Origin of the sequence: Furfurilactobacillus rossiae (assembly GCF_013394005.1) — a bacterium.
GTDB lineage: Bacteria > Bacillota > Bacilli > Lactobacillales > Lactobacillaceae > Furfurilactobacillus > Furfurilactobacillus rossiae.
Window position 1 is genome coordinate 2,560,953 of sequence record NZ_CP040586.1, and the last position, 13,827, is coordinate 2,574,779.

A 13,827-nucleotide genomic window follows, 5' to 3' on the forward strand; every position below is an offset into this window, starting at 1 on the left:
TTCGCATGACAAAAAAGCGAATCAGTCAGGCTTTACTCATAATTATTTTGACGTTGGGCGCCATTACGATGTTAGTGCCCTTCATCTGGATGCTCTCAACTGCTTTAAAAACAGCGCCGGAAACAGTTAAGGTCCCGCCAACTTGGATTCCAAAGCACATGCAGTGGCAAAACTTCGTCACTGCATGGCATGCTGCCCCATTTTTAACATATTTTATCAATAGTCTCATCGTCACCACGGTCACCACGATTGGCCAGTTATTTACCACAATTTTAGCTGCCTTTGCATTCTCCCGGCTTAACTTTTATGGCAAAAACTTTCTATTCGCACTCTTCTTGTCGACCATGATGGTCCCTGGTGAAATGTTGATTATTCCAAACTTCGTTACCTTATCAAAATTTAGTTTGATCAACACCTATGGCGCGTTGATCATCCCCTGGTTAGCCAGTTTCTTTGCCGTTTTCACTTTACGTCAGACGTTCAACGCCATTCCAAACGAACTCTATTACGCTGCCAAGCTAGATGGCTCCTCAGACTGGCACTTTCTCTGGACTATGATGGTGCCACTATCCAAGTCGGCCATCACTGCAATCGGCATCTTGGAAGTCATTGGCAGTTGGAATTCATTCATGTGGCCACTTATTGTGACTAACACGGCTAAAGTACGAACGCTTCCCGTTGGTTTGAATGCCTTCACCAGCGATGCCGGAACACAATTTCAACTCCTCATGGCTGCATCAACATTTGTTATTTTCCCGATGATCATCGTTTATCTGTGCCTACAAAAATACATCATTGCCGGCATTAGCAAATCCGGTCTTAAGGGTTAAACCGCTTTAACAACTTTGCACCGAAAGGGGTGTTGCCATCGAGAATCAGGTGTTTGTATCGGGAATGTCACTTCTGTTTGAGAAAGGATGAAAAAGATCATGAAGACCCATAAAGGTTTGATGCTGCTGGCAACGCTAGCTGCTGCAGCCGGTATTACATTAACGGCGCTGCGACCTGCACATGCCGCCGATACTTCGACAAACCGAACAAAGATTACTTTTTGGAGCGGTTTAACTGGCCCTTATCAAAAGAATCTCAACACAATCGTTAACGACTACAATCAGTCGCAGACTAAGTACCAAGTTGTCGCCACCTCGCAAGGTGACTACACCCAAATGAACCAAAAGGTCATGGCCGCAGCCAAGTCGCACAGCCTGCCCGTTTTGGGCATGACAACCTATACAAACCTACCTGATTATCAGCACCATGGCTTTATCGATAATTTAAACCCAATGTATAAAGGCATGTCGTCAAAGGCGAAAAACGACATCTACCCAGCTTTCCTATCTGGATCAAAGATTGGTAAAACTTACTACTCAACACCGTTTTCGAAGTCAACACGCATTATGTATGTAAACAAAGATATCCTGAAGAAATATCATCTGAGCATTCCTAAGACTTGGGATCAATTGAAACAAGACGGCACCAAACTGAAGAAAGATGGTATTTATGCTTACGGATTCGACAAGAGTTTTGATATGGAATGGGAAGGTATGGCGCATGCAGTTGGTGTCACACCTGTCTCCAGTACCGGCAAAGTTCAGGTAGCCAACAAAAAGTCCATTGCAGCCGCCAATTTTGTTCTAGACATGGTTAAGGATGGCACGGCTAAATCAGCTGGCTCAGATAATTATTGGACTAAAAACTTCGTTAATGGAAAATCAGCTTTCTACATTGGTTCTTCCGCTGGTTTAACCCAAACAAAGTTGCAAGCACCTAAGACGTTGAACTGGACGACTGTGCCTGTACCCTCATATGAAGGTAAGAGTGGCACGGAAGTTGCAGGTAACGACCTAGTTCTATTTAAAGGTGCAAACACCAAGCAAAAACGTGGCGCTTACGACTTCATGAAGTATCTGCTTAAAGCAAAAACGGCTACTAAATGGGCTAAATTAACTGGTTATGTGCCATTATCAAAATCGGCAACTAACTCCGCAGATTACCAAAGCTTTTTAAAACAACACCCTGAAAATAAAGCAGCTGTGGACTCATTACCAAAAGCATTCGCCCAACCTGCCTTTGCTGGTTTCGGTGAATACTACAACGACAAAGGTGACGCATTTAACAGCATGCTCACTAAGAACACATCCGCAAAAGACGCATTAACAAAACTTGCTAAGCAAGCAAAACAAATTACTTCAGCAAACTAATTTTTCCAAACATTATTACATTAAGTACTACTTTTATCCCAAACAGGACGGCGTTTGTGTCAGAACGTCATCCTGTTACATAGAACACTACTTTCCCCCACATATGCCAATATCTGCGTTTATATTAAGAGGCTAATCTATGACTACTGTTCGATTTTTAAACGGTTTATCCACCATTGGCGGCAACATCATGGAAATTGCCACCGAAACGTCCCGTGTCATTATGGACTTCGGTATGACTGAAAATAGCGAAGAAACAGATGCCGAAACGTTGACTGCACAACACAGTTTACCTGCACTTAGTGAGCTGTTTCAGAATAATCAGAAACACGTCTATCAGCATGAAGCCATCTTTATCAGTCATCTGCATTTGGATCACACCGCAGCATTAGCCTACCTGCGTAGTAACATTCCTGTTTATATCTCTCATGAATCGTATCGACTGTATCAAAACCTAGCTGGCTCTGGTCTGGCAATGACTCTCGGAATCAATCTTCACGCATTTGAATATGAACGCCCCATTCAGATTGGTGACCTCTCTGTAACGGGCTTTGCTAGCGACCATGACGCTTTCGGAGCTGCTGCCCTGCTAGTTAGTGACGGCCACCACACCTTTGGTCACTCTGGCGATGTCCGTCTCCATGGTCCTCATGTCGAACGTGTCCATCACTGGATAAATGCTTTTCGCTCAGCTCATCTGGACCTCTTTATGCTCGAAGGCACTAGCTTTAGTTTTGAGCCAAAGCAGAATTTGGAATTCTCCGATCCCGTCAGTGAAGATGACGTTCAACATACTTTTGGACAGCTAATTCAAAATGATGAGCGTCTCCTTGTCATCAATCCGTATCCACGAAACCTTGAGCGCTTATTACGCTTTAATCAAACAGCAAATGCGTACAATCGTCCTGTCGTTTGGGAATTGCCATACGCTCGCTTATTAAGCAGCTTTTATCCTGAAGCATTGATTCACGTTCAAGAAACAGACCGACTTAACAAACAGGACTTTGCAACCTTAATCCCTGTTTCCATGTCCACCATTCAGCATGAGCCAGACCGCTTTTGTCTACAGAATAGTTACGCTAATTTACAAGTATTGTCTCGTTGGCCAAGATTCCTCTATTTGCACAGTAATGGTGAACCACTAGGTGATTACGATCCTCGTTACAGGAAACTACAGGAATTTCTCGCGCAACATCACGCCGAATATCAGTACTTGGGCAGTTCGGGCCATGCTACCCAGAATGCACTCATCGCCATTGCTAAAAACGTTAATGCGCAAACTACAGGTATTTGGCATTCATTTCATCCAGAAGCGGCCGTCGCTGCCATGTCAGAATTAGATACCCACCTTTTTTTACCAAACTATGACGAAACTTACTCGTTTTAAAGGGGTTCTCCATGAAATTAACGATTTTATCTACTAGTGACATTCACGGCTATTTTTACCCAACAGATTTTCGAAACGCCAATCAACAATCTCCATTCGGTCTAGCACGAGCTGCGGCAGTCATTGATTTGGTAAAAAGTCAGTCAGAACCAGAAGATATGGTGTTAACCATTGAAAACGGCGATTTTATTCAAGGTTCACCACTAACCTACTACCTAAATCATTTCGATCAGCCATCCGCACCCTTACTTAGCAAAGTTGCCAATAACGTTAATTACGATGTCGGTATCTTGGGCAACCATGAATTTAATTACGGTCGAGAATATATGGAACATGTGCTTTCAAAACGCAACTACCCGATCTTGTGTGCAAACATTTTGGATGAGCAGGGGCAGCCCTATTTCGGTAATCCCTACAAAATCTTCACTCATAATGGGCTTCGAGTGGCCATTTTAGGGCTTACAACCTCTTACATTAGCCACTGGGAACCACTAGATCACGTGCGCGGTTTATCCTTTGTTTCCGCATTACAAACAGCAAAAAATTACGTGCCTAAGCTTCAGCAATTAGCCGATATTGTCATTGTGGCCTATCACGGCGGCTTTGAACGCGATTTGGAAACAAATCGACCAACTGAACTAGAAACTGGCGAAAACGAAGCTTCAGCGCTTTCTGAAGTTCCTGGCATCGACGCTCTTGTTACGGGACATCAACACCGTGCCATTGCGACTCACGTTAATGGTGTGCCAACAACACAACCAGGATATCGTGGCGCTTACGTTGGTCAAATTGAGCTCACCCTGAGCGATCACGCCATAACTCATAGTGAAGCTTCGCTAATTAAAACTGCTGCAATACAGCCACGGACACAAATTAATGAACCACTGGCGAAGAGCGAAATAGCGACGGAAGAATGGTTAGACACGATTGTTGGCCGTTTAAAAAAAGATGCTCACATTAACAACCCGATGATGGCAAGATTACATGGCCACCCTTACCTCGACTTCATTAACCAGGTTCAGATGGAAGCCGCTGGAACCGACCTTTCCAGCACCGCGCTATTCACCAATGAGGTAGCAGGGTTAGGCCGTGATGTGACAATGCGTGATATTGAGATCAGCTATCCGTATCCAAACACCTTGGCTGTTTTAGAAATTACCGGTGCGGATTTACGTGCAGCTATAGAGCAATGTGCACATTATTGGCAGTGGGACGGTCAACAAGTTAATGTCAGCAAAGATTACACTGATCCAAAAGTCCAGCACTACAATTACGATCTATTTGCCGGCATAAATTACACGATTGACGTAACCCGGCCACTTGATGATCGTATTACTGAACTGAGCTACCATGGTGAATCAGTCAAGAAAACAGACCGTTTACACATTGTTCTCAATCAATATCGTGCAATTGGCGGTGGAGAGTTTCATATGTTCTCTGCTGATAAAATAATTAAAACTGTGCCAATTGACATGGCCGAACTAATTGCTCGTTATTTTTCCAAGCGTCAAATCGTCTCTGTAGTGCCCACTAGCACTTATCGAGTAGTAGCGAATACAAAAGTTTTGTGAGCAACTTAAAAACTCTCCCACCGAAAACTAACGGTGAGAGAGTTTTTTTCTAGCTATCTTTAACTTAGATTTCGCATCATGTTAGCAAAACCACTTTCTTCCATAATTGAACGATCATTAACCATCTTTTTGACAAGAGCAACTTTACGACCCTTCAATTTAATCCGACCTGAATCACCTATCTCTGCAATACCAGTCGTTGGTCCCAGTGAACAAACTGTTCCCAAAGATTTGTAAGTAAAGTCAGATAATGGGGTCCCGTCAATCGATGCCTTAATATTCTGAGCAGTATGAGTAGCTTGCGCAATAGAAATTTGCCCCGTAGTTGGATAGAAGCGTCCACTTGCTGGATCAGGAACCGCACTACTATCACCAATAATAAACACCTCAGGATGATCTTTCATTGTCAGCTGGCTTGTCACTGCCACTCTGTTTCGTTTCTGGTCAAAGTGTGAATCACTGATAACATGGCTACCGCGAACCCCCGTAGTCCAAATAATGGTATTGGCTTCGTAAACGTTATCTCCACTGATGACGCTGTGATCCGTCACTTCGTCAATTGGTGTAGAAGTATGAATTATTGCGCCATGATCCGCTAGAAATTGTACGGCAAAATCAACCAACTTCTGATCGAACATTGGTAAGATTTTTGGCATTGCTTCAAGACAGGTAATTTGAATTTTATCTGCTGGCAAGTGATACTGTTCAACTAGTGACGGCATGCGGTAAACTAATTCTCCCAGCAGTTCGATACTCGTGAATCCAGCACCACACACGATAATGTGTAGGTCACGTTCATCGTGTGAGTCATTGTATGCTGCCAAACGCTCTTCGAGGTGTTTTCTAATCGCTTGGGCACTCTCAATATCTTGAAGTGGTAATCCGTATGTCGCCGCTCCCTTAATGCCAAAGTCCTCTGACTCAAATCCAAGTGCAACAACTAAATAGTCGTACTGTAATGGAGTGGCTTCTTTTTCTAACGTAACCGTTTTATTCTGGGTGTCGATTCGTGTTACATTGTCCTGCTTGAATGTCACATCCTTAGGAATAGCTTTCTGTATATCAAAGGTGATGTGCTCTGCTTCGTTTGTGCCAATTGCCACAGTATGTAAGGCAGTGGCTTCATAGTGATATGAATTTCGATCTACTAATGTTATGTGCACGTTTGATGTGCCACTTAATTCGCGGACTGTTCTTAATCCAGCATATCCAGCGCCTAATACCACAATCTCTGTCATAAATGTGACCTCCCTGTGTTTTTACTTCTCAAGACTATTATAAAAGCAATAGCATTTAATTGTCCTAATTTACGCTCGCCATTTCTGTTTTGCACAATGTAGTTAATCGATAAACTTGAAAAATAAAAAACGCCTCAAAGAAAGAGACGTTTTACGCTGAAAGCTTCAATTAAAAGATGCCGGATAGGTGACTTGAACACCTGACCCTCGGTTTACGATACCGATGCTCTACCAACTGAGCTAATCCGGCAAATAGCACATCTGTTAGTATAACGGACTTTTTCACTAGCTTCAAGGCTTAATCAACGCATGACTATCATTTATTACTGAAAGGCACCGCGCCTTAATGAGGCACCGTTCACGACACAAAAAAACGCCAATCATCAGATTGACGTTTTAGTCGCATGGCGACGACCTACCCTCGCAGGGAGCGATCCCCCAACTACTCTTGGCGCGACGAAGCTTAACTTCCGTGTTCGGCATGGGAACGGGTGTATCCTTCGTGCCATCATCACCACACTCTGAGCGTTATCCACTCAAAACTGAATCATGATCTTCTTTTCTTTAACCGGACCACCACTTCGTGGTTAAGTCCTCGACCGATTAGTACTAGTCCGCTCCATGTGTCGCCACACTTCCACTTCTAGCCTATCTACCTCATCATCTCTGAGGGGTCTTACTTCCATATAGGAATGGGAAATCTCATCTCGAGGCGAGTTTCACACTTAGATGCTTTCAGCGTTTATCTCATCCATACATAGCTACCCAGCGATGCGCCTGGCGGCACAACTGGTACACCAGCGGTATGTCCATCCCGGTCCTCTCGTACTAAGGACAGCTCCTCTCAAATTTCCTGCGCCCGCGACGGATAGGGACCGAACTGTCTCACGACGTTCTGAACCCAGCTCGCGTACCGCTTTAATGGGCGAACAGCCCAACCCTTGGGACCGACTACAGCCCCAGGATGCGATGAGCCGACATCGAGGTGCCAAACCTCCCCGTCGATGTGGACTCTTGGGGGAGATGAGCCTGTTATCCCCAGGGTAGCTTTTATCCGTTGAGCGATGGCCCTTCCATACGGTACCACCGGATCACTAAGCCCGACTTTCGTCCCTGCTCGACCTGTCTGTCTCACAGTCAAGCTCCCTTGTGCCTTTACACTCTACAAATGATTTCCAACCATTTTGAGGGAACCTTTGGGCGCCTCCGTTACCTTTTAGGAGGCGACCGCCCCAGTCAAACTGCCTACCTGACACTGTCTCCCGCCACGCTAAGTGGCGCGGGTTAGAGTGGCCGTATAACAAGGGTAGTATCCCACGGTTGCCTCCTTCGAGACTAGCGTCCCGAGCTCTACGGCTCCTACCTATCCTGTACAAGTTATACAGACACCCAATATCAAGCTACAGTAAAGCTCCATGGGGTCTTTCCGTCCTGTCGCGGGTAACCCGCATCTTCACGGGTAATATAATTTCACCGAGTCTCTCGTTGAGACAGTGCCCAGATCGTTACGCCTTTCATGCGGGTCGGAACTTACCCGACAAGGAATTTCGCTACCTTAGGACCGTTATAGTTACGGCCGCCGTTCACTGGGGCTTCAATTCTGAGCTTCGCTTACGCTAACCCATCCTTTTAACCTTCCAGCACTGGGCAGGCGTCAGCCCCTATACGTCATCTTACGATTTTGCAGAAACCTGTGTTTTTGATAAACAGTCGCCTGGGCCTTTTCACTGCGGCTACACTTGCGTGCAGCACCCCTTATTCCGAAGTTACGGGGTCATTTTGCCGAGTTCCTTAACGAGAGTTCACTCGCTCACCTGAGGATACTCTCCTCGACTACCTGTGTCGGTCTGCGGTACGGGTAATTAAACTCTAACTAGAAGCTTTTCTCGGCAGCGTGACATCAACGACTTCCCTACTTAAATTTCGGTCCTTGTCACAGCTCAATGTTAAAGAAACAAGCATTTAACTCATCTCACACCTCACTGCTTGACCGGACATTTCCAATCGTCCGGATCGTTTAGCCTTCTGCGTCCCTCCATTGTTCAAACAAGTTTAACTAGTACAGGAATCTCAACCTGTTTTCCATCGACTACGCCTTTCGGCCTCGCCTTAGGTCCCGACTAACCCTGGGTGGACGAGCCTTCCCCAGGAAACCTTAGTCATTCGGTGGATCAGATTCTCACTGATCTTTCGCTACTCATACCGGCATTCTCACTTCTATGCGCTCCACCAGTCCTTACGATCTGGCTTCACCGCCCATAGAACGCTCTCCTATCGCGCCACTTACGTGGCACCCACAGTTTCGGTAATATGCTTAGCCCCGGTACATTTTCGGCGCAGAATCACTCGACTAGTGAGCTATTACGCACTCTTTAAATGGTGGCTGCTTCTGAGCCAACATCCTAGTTGTCTGTGCAACTCCACATCCTTTTCCACTTAGCATATATTTAGGGACCTTAACTGGTGATCTGGGCTGTTCCCCTTTCGACGGTGGATCTTATCACTCATCGTCTGACTCCCGGATAACACATCAATGGCATTCGGAGTTTATCTGAATTCAGTAACCCATGACGGGCCCCTAGTTCAAACAGTGCTCTACCTCCATGATGATTCATCCGAGGCTAGCCCTAAAGCTATTTCGGAGAGAACCAGCTATCTCCAAGTTCGTTTGGAATTTCACCGCTACCCACACGTCATCCCAGCCTTTTTCAACAGACACGGGTTCGGCCCTCCGGTGCGTATTACCGCACTTTCAGCCTGCACATGGGTAGGTCACCTGGTTTCGGGTTTACTTCAACATACTTAGTCGCCCATTTCAGACTCGCTTTCGCTACGGCTCCGGTCTTTCCACCTTAACCTTGCATGTTAACGTAACTCGCCGGTTCATTCTACAAAAGGCACGCTATCACCCATTAACGGGCTCTAACTACTTGTAGGCACACGGTTTCAGGAACTATTTCACTCCCCTTCCGGGGTGCTTTTCACCTTTCCCTCACGGTACTGGTCCACTATCGGTCACTAGGGAGTATTTAGCCTTACGGGATGGTCCCCGCAAATTCCGACGGAATTTCACGTGCTCCGCCGTACTCAGGATCCTGAACTGAGGGACTTTGATTTCGTCTACGTGGCTCTCACACCCTATGGCGACGTTTCCCAACGTCTTCGACTATCAAGGTCTTTGGTAACTCAAATGTTCAGTCCTACAACCCCAAACTGCAAGCAGCTTGGTTTGGGCTGTTCCCCGTTCGCTCGCCGCTACTTAGGGAATCGATTTTTCTTTCTGCTCCTGTTGCTACTTAGATGTTTCAGTTCACAACGTCTACCTTCAACTAGAGTATGTATTCCCCTAGTGATAATCAGCGGTTAAACTGATTGGGTTTCCCCATTCGGAAATCTCCGGATCAAAGCTTACTTACAGCTCCCCGAAGCATATCGGTGTTAGTCCCGTCCTTCATCGGCTCCTAGTGCCAAGGCATCCACCGTGCGCCCTCTATAACTTAACCTAACAGTTCATACGAACTGCGGTTATGAGTTTAGCGATAAACAATTTAACTTGTTAAAAAACTCAAAAACGCGGTGTTCTCGGTTTAAATAATAAAAAGAATCATGATTCAGTTTTCAATGTACAACGTTTCAGGTTGGTCACTTGCGTGACCGATTGGAGGATAATGGGCTTGAACCACTGTCATTCATCTGCAAGCAGATGCCGCTCTCCCATCTGAGCTAATCCCCCATGTCATCGTCTGACATGGTGTGAGGTAAACCCCTCAAAACTGAACAACGTTTCCACTAATGTGTAAGGTTCCGATTTGTTTCCTTAGAAAGGAGGTGATCCAGCCGCAGGTTCTCCTACGGCTACCTTGTTACGACTTCACCCTAATCATCTGTCCCACCTTAGGCGGTTGGCTCCCGAAGGTTACCCCACCGACTTTGGGTGTTACAAACTCTCATGGTGTGACGGGCGGTGTGTACAAGACCCGGGAACGTATTCACCGCGGCATGCTGATCCGCGATTACTAGCGATTCCGACTTCGTGTAGGCGAGTTGCAGCCTACAGTCCGAACTGAGAATGGCTTTAAGAGATTTGCTTGGCCTCGCGACTTCGCTGCTCGTTGTACCATCCATTGTAGCACGTGTGTAGCCCAGGACATAAGGGGCATGATGATTTGACGTCGTCCCCACCTTCCTCCGGTTTGTCACCGGCAGTCTCATTAGAGTGCCCAACTTAATGCTGGCAACTAATCATAAGGGTTGCGCTCGTTGCGGGACTTAACCCAACATCTCACGACACGAGCTGACGACAACCATGCACCACCTGTCTTTCTGTCCCCGAAGGGAACGTCCGATCTCTCGGATTAGCAGAAGATGTCAAGCCCTGGTAAGGTTCTTCGCGTAGCTTCGAATTAAACCACATGCTCCACCGCTTGTGCGGGTCCCCGTCAATTCCTTTGAGTTTCAACCTTGCGGTCGTACTCCCCAGGCGGAATACTTATTGCGTTAGCTGCGGCACTAAGGGGCGGAAACCCCCTAACACCTAGTATTCATCGTTTACGGCATGGACTACCAGGGTATCTAATCCTGTTTGCTACCCATGCTTTCGAGCCTCAGCGTCAGTTACAGACTAGGTAGCCGCCTTCGCCACTGGTGTTCTTCCATATATCTACGCATTCCACCGCTACACATGGAGTTCCACTACCCTCTTCTGCACTCAAGTTATCCAGTTTCCGATGCCCTTCTCCGGTTAAGCCGAAGGCTTTCACATCAGACTTAAATAACCGCCTGCACTCCCTTTACGCCCAATAAATCCGGATAACGCTTGCCACCTACGTATTACCGCGGCTGCTGGCACGTAGTTAGCCGTGGCTTTCTGGTTAAATACCGTCACTATCTGAACAGTTACTCTCAGATACGTTCTTCTTTAACAACAGAGTTTTACGAGCCGAAACCCTTCTTCACTCACGCGGCGTTGCTCCATCAGGCTTGCGCCCATTGTGGAAGATTCCCTACTGCTGCCTCCCGTAGGAGTCTGGGCCGTGTCTCAGTCCCAATGTGGCCGATCAGCCTCTCAGCTCGGCTATGCATCATTGCCTTGGTAAGCCGTTACCTTACCAACTAGCTAATGCACCGCGGGTCCATCCTAAAGTGATAGCCGAAACCATCTTTCAAGCGAAAACCATGTGGTTTTCGTTGTTATGCGGTATTAGCATCTGTTTCCAAATGTTATCCCCCACTTTAGGGCAGGTTACCCACGTGTTACTCACCCGTTCGCCACTCACTTCAATGTCTCGTCAATCTGGTGCAAGCACCGTCAATCAAAAACCGAAGTGCGTTCGACTTGCATGTATTAGGCACGCCGCCAGCGTTCATCCTGAGCCAGGATCAAACTCTCAAATTAATGAGTTATTTGAAATAGCTCTTGTTTTGTTGTTACTTGGTTATAAAGTGAATTGACTTCACAATTGTAATTGCTTCGAACTTTCGTTCAAAGACCCTACACATTTGATTCGTCGAAACGTTGTTCAGTTTTCAAAGATCTACATCGCTGTCATGCGACAACTTAATTAGTATAACATGCTGTTTCTAATCGGTCAAGCAAGAAATTAAACATTTTTTTGAAATCCGTTTAGCAACTTGACGACCTCTCGTAGCAGCAAGTAATAATATATCAACAAGTCGAACATCGGTCAAGCGTTTTGTTCAAAAAAATCTTGCTTGAATTCAAACGGACAACTTCTTTCATTATATGTGCGATCAAGTTTCATTCAGATTAATTCAATATCCTCGACATACAGAGGCGACTAAGAGACTAAAAAAGTATTCACCATGCCAAACCGATGGTTTCGCATGGTGAATACTTTTTAAAAACTGAGGCTATTGGGAACACTACTAAGTAAATTCACTTGTCTGCCGTCCACGTTTTGTAAGCCTGATTTATATTAAATCGTTTGCTAGCAGTACTCGTCCAAAATGGGACTTTAACCACACCAGCAACCTTTTTCTGCTGTACAAAACCCCAGTAACGACTGTCATTAGAAACAGAACGATGATCACCCAGTACAAAGTACATCCCCTTCGGAACTGTTGACGACTTTACCTGCCAATCATGCTGCTCGGCCAGCGACGACAAGGTCCAGTTGCCAGTCCCTTGGTTACGTTCGGTTGCACCAATGTAGCTCTGATTGATTTTACGATTGTTAACGTACAGGACACCATTCTTACTTTCAACCGTGTCACCCGGCATGCCAATCACCCGTTTGACATAGTCAATGTGTGAGGTGGCGTTAGGATCCTCACCTTGCGCATCAAAAATAATCACAGAGTTATGACGAATCGGAGCTCGGTTGAACATTGCCACCCGCTCACGATCCTCTAAATTAGGTTGCATCGATGGACCTGCGACATATGCGAACTGAAATAATGTCGCCTTAATCACGAACGCCACAATTACCCCAATCAACAACGCCGTAATAACACTTACAATGCTCTTTAAAGTTTTCATCAATCCTGTACCAACCGTTTGATAGTTTTCGTTTAACTCTCTAGAAATTTATTTTAGTCCACTTGCGGCACAATACAATTCTTAATCTCAAACTTAACTGGACAGGACAATTTTTTTATTCCTAGTCAACGTGCACAAAAATTTTACGCAATCGTTCCCTCAACACTCTCAATATCCGGTTTACCATCGTAAGCAACCATTGCCTCAATTGCGACCGTAATGCCACGCACATCATCCGCCAATGACAACGAAGGCACATTTGGACGGCTCACAACCTGCTCGGGCAAAAACGGAATGTGCATGAATCCCGCCTTCAATGCGGAAAAATACTTGTCCCGCATGTACTGCACCTGATACATGATGTGATTGCAAACGTACGTCCCTGCCGTTGTCGATACTGTACTTGGCACACCGACCTTGCGAATGGCGCGTGCCATTGCCTTAACTGGCAGCTGAGTAAAGTAAGCCGTCGCACCATCACTTTGAATCGTTCGGTTGATCGGTTGAAAACCATCATTGTCCGCAATTCGGCCATCGTCAAAATTAATGGCAACTCGCTCCGGTGTGATAGCGAACCGACCACCAGCCTGCCCAATATTTAAAACATAATCTGGGTGTTCATGCTCGATGGCGTTCCGAACAACTGTTGCACAACGATCAAACACCGTTGGAATTTCTAGCTTCACAATATCGGCGCCCGCAATTTGTGCTGGCAATTGCTTCACTGCTTCAATCGCTGGATTGATTTTATCCGTGCCAAACGGATCAAAGCCTGTCACTAAAATTTTCACACCGATGCATCCCCCTTCGCTTGCCATTATCTTATTTTTTCTGACTGATGGCGTTGTTATGCATCATTCTAATCATCTGCCAACTATTTTCAATAAAAAACGCTAACCTCCAATACAGAGATTAACGTCTCTCACTCTCG

At 45.8% G+C, this 13,827-nt stretch carries 7 protein-coding genes, 2 tRNA genes and 3 rRNA genes; 4 read left to right on the forward strand and 8 right to left on the reverse strand.

All coding sequences use genetic code 11. The annotated features are described in order from the left end of the window. The first annotated feature begins 5 nt into the window (after nt 1-5). The 4 genes from LROSL1_RS12335 (at nt 6) to LROSL1_RS12350 (ending at nt 5,159) form a co-directional block, all read left to right on the forward strand. On the forward strand, nt 6-830 hold the full coding sequence (locus LROSL1_RS12335) for a carbohydrate ABC transporter permease (RefSeq protein ID WP_178914778.1): 825 nt from the start codon (nt 6-8) through the stop codon (nt 828-830). A 99-nt stretch (nt 831-929) separates the two neighbouring features. Beyond that, the gene (locus tag LROSL1_RS12340) at nt 930-2,201 is read left to right on the forward strand and encodes an ABC transporter substrate-binding protein (RefSeq protein ID WP_178914779.1); all 1,272 of its coding nucleotides are present in this window, start codon (nt 930-932) and stop codon (nt 2,199-2,201) included. Nucleotides 2,202-2,340: 139 nt separating this feature from the next. Continuing rightward, nucleotides 2,341-3,588 (forward strand): MBL fold metallo-hydrolase, encoded by a 1,248-nt coding sequence (locus LROSL1_RS12345; protein WP_178914780.1) that lies wholly within the window; start codon nt 2,341-2,343, stop codon nt 3,586-3,588. Nucleotides 3,589-3,599: 11 nt separating this feature from the next. After that, a complete protein-coding gene (locus tag LROSL1_RS12350) occupies nt 3,600-5,159 on the forward strand; it encodes a bifunctional metallophosphatase/5'-nucleotidase (RefSeq protein WP_178914781.1) in 1,560 nt (519 codons plus the stop codon). Nucleotides 5,160-5,218: 59 nt separating this feature from the next. Here the strand turns inward: LROSL1_RS12350 and LROSL1_RS12355 are convergent, their stop codons facing one another. The 8 genes from LROSL1_RS12355 to pcp form a co-directional block, all read right to left on the reverse strand. Beyond that, nucleotides 5,219-6,397, reverse strand: coding sequence for an NAD(P)/FAD-dependent oxidoreductase (locus tag LROSL1_RS12355; protein ID WP_178914782.1), 1,179 nt, complete (start codon nt 6,395-6,397; stop codon nt 5,219-5,221). Between the two features lie 177 nt (nt 6,398-6,574). Then, a tRNA-Thr gene (locus tag LROSL1_RS12360) sits at nt 6,575-6,647 on the reverse strand. A gap of 152 nt (nt 6,648-6,799) precedes the next feature. Further along, nucleotides 6,800-6,916 (reverse strand): 5S ribosomal RNA (gene rrf / locus LROSL1_RS12365). A 64-nt stretch (nt 6,917-6,980) separates the two neighbouring features. Continuing rightward, nucleotides 6,981-9,900, reverse strand: a 23S ribosomal RNA gene (locus tag LROSL1_RS12370). A gap of 156 nt (nt 9,901-10,056) precedes the next feature. Beyond that, a tRNA-Lys gene (locus LROSL1_RS12375) sits at nt 10,057-10,130 on the reverse strand. 88 nt (nt 10,131-10,218) lie between these two features. Continuing rightward, nucleotides 10,219-11,792 (reverse strand): 16S ribosomal RNA (locus tag LROSL1_RS12380). The 16S, 23S and 5S rRNA genes sit together here with 2 tRNA genes alongside, the layout of an rRNA operon. 501 nt (nt 11,793-12,293) lie before the next feature. Beyond that, nucleotides 12,294-12,896 carry a signal peptidase I gene (gene lepB / locus LROSL1_RS12385; RefSeq protein ID WP_017262583.1) on the reverse strand — a complete coding sequence of 201 codons (603 nt, stop codon included), beginning with the start codon at nt 12,894-12,896 and terminating at the stop codon, nt 12,294-12,296. 143 nt (nt 12,897-13,039) lie between these two features. Beyond that, nucleotides 13,040-13,687 (reverse strand): pyroglutamyl-peptidase I, encoded by a 648-nt coding sequence (gene pcp, locus LROSL1_RS12390; RefSeq protein WP_178914783.1) that lies wholly within the window; start codon nt 13,685-13,687, stop codon nt 13,040-13,042. Between the last annotated feature and the right edge of the window lie 140 nt (nt 13,688-13,827).

Coding starts and splice junctions, on each gene's coding strand:
- LROSL1_RS12335 (WP_178914778.1), top strand. CDS start 6: ATGACAAAAAAGCGAATCAGTCAGGCTTTACTCATAATTATTTTGACG.
- LROSL1_RS12340 (WP_178914779.1), top strand. CDS start 930: ATGAAGACCCATAAAGGTTTGATGCTGCTGGCAACGCTAGCTGCTGCA.
- LROSL1_RS12345 (WP_178914780.1), top strand. CDS start 2,341: ATGACTACTGTTCGATTTTTAAACGGTTTATCCACCATTGGCGGCAAC.
- LROSL1_RS12350 (WP_178914781.1), top strand. CDS start 3,600: ATGAAATTAACGATTTTATCTACTAGTGACATTCACGGCTATTTTTAC.
- LROSL1_RS12355 (WP_178914782.1), bottom strand. CDS start 6,397: ATGACAGAGATTGTGGTATTAGGCGCTGGATATGCTGGATTAAGAACA.
- lepB (WP_017262583.1), bottom strand. CDS start 12,896: ATGAAAACTTTAAAGAGCATTGTAAGTGTTATTACGGCGTTGTTGATT.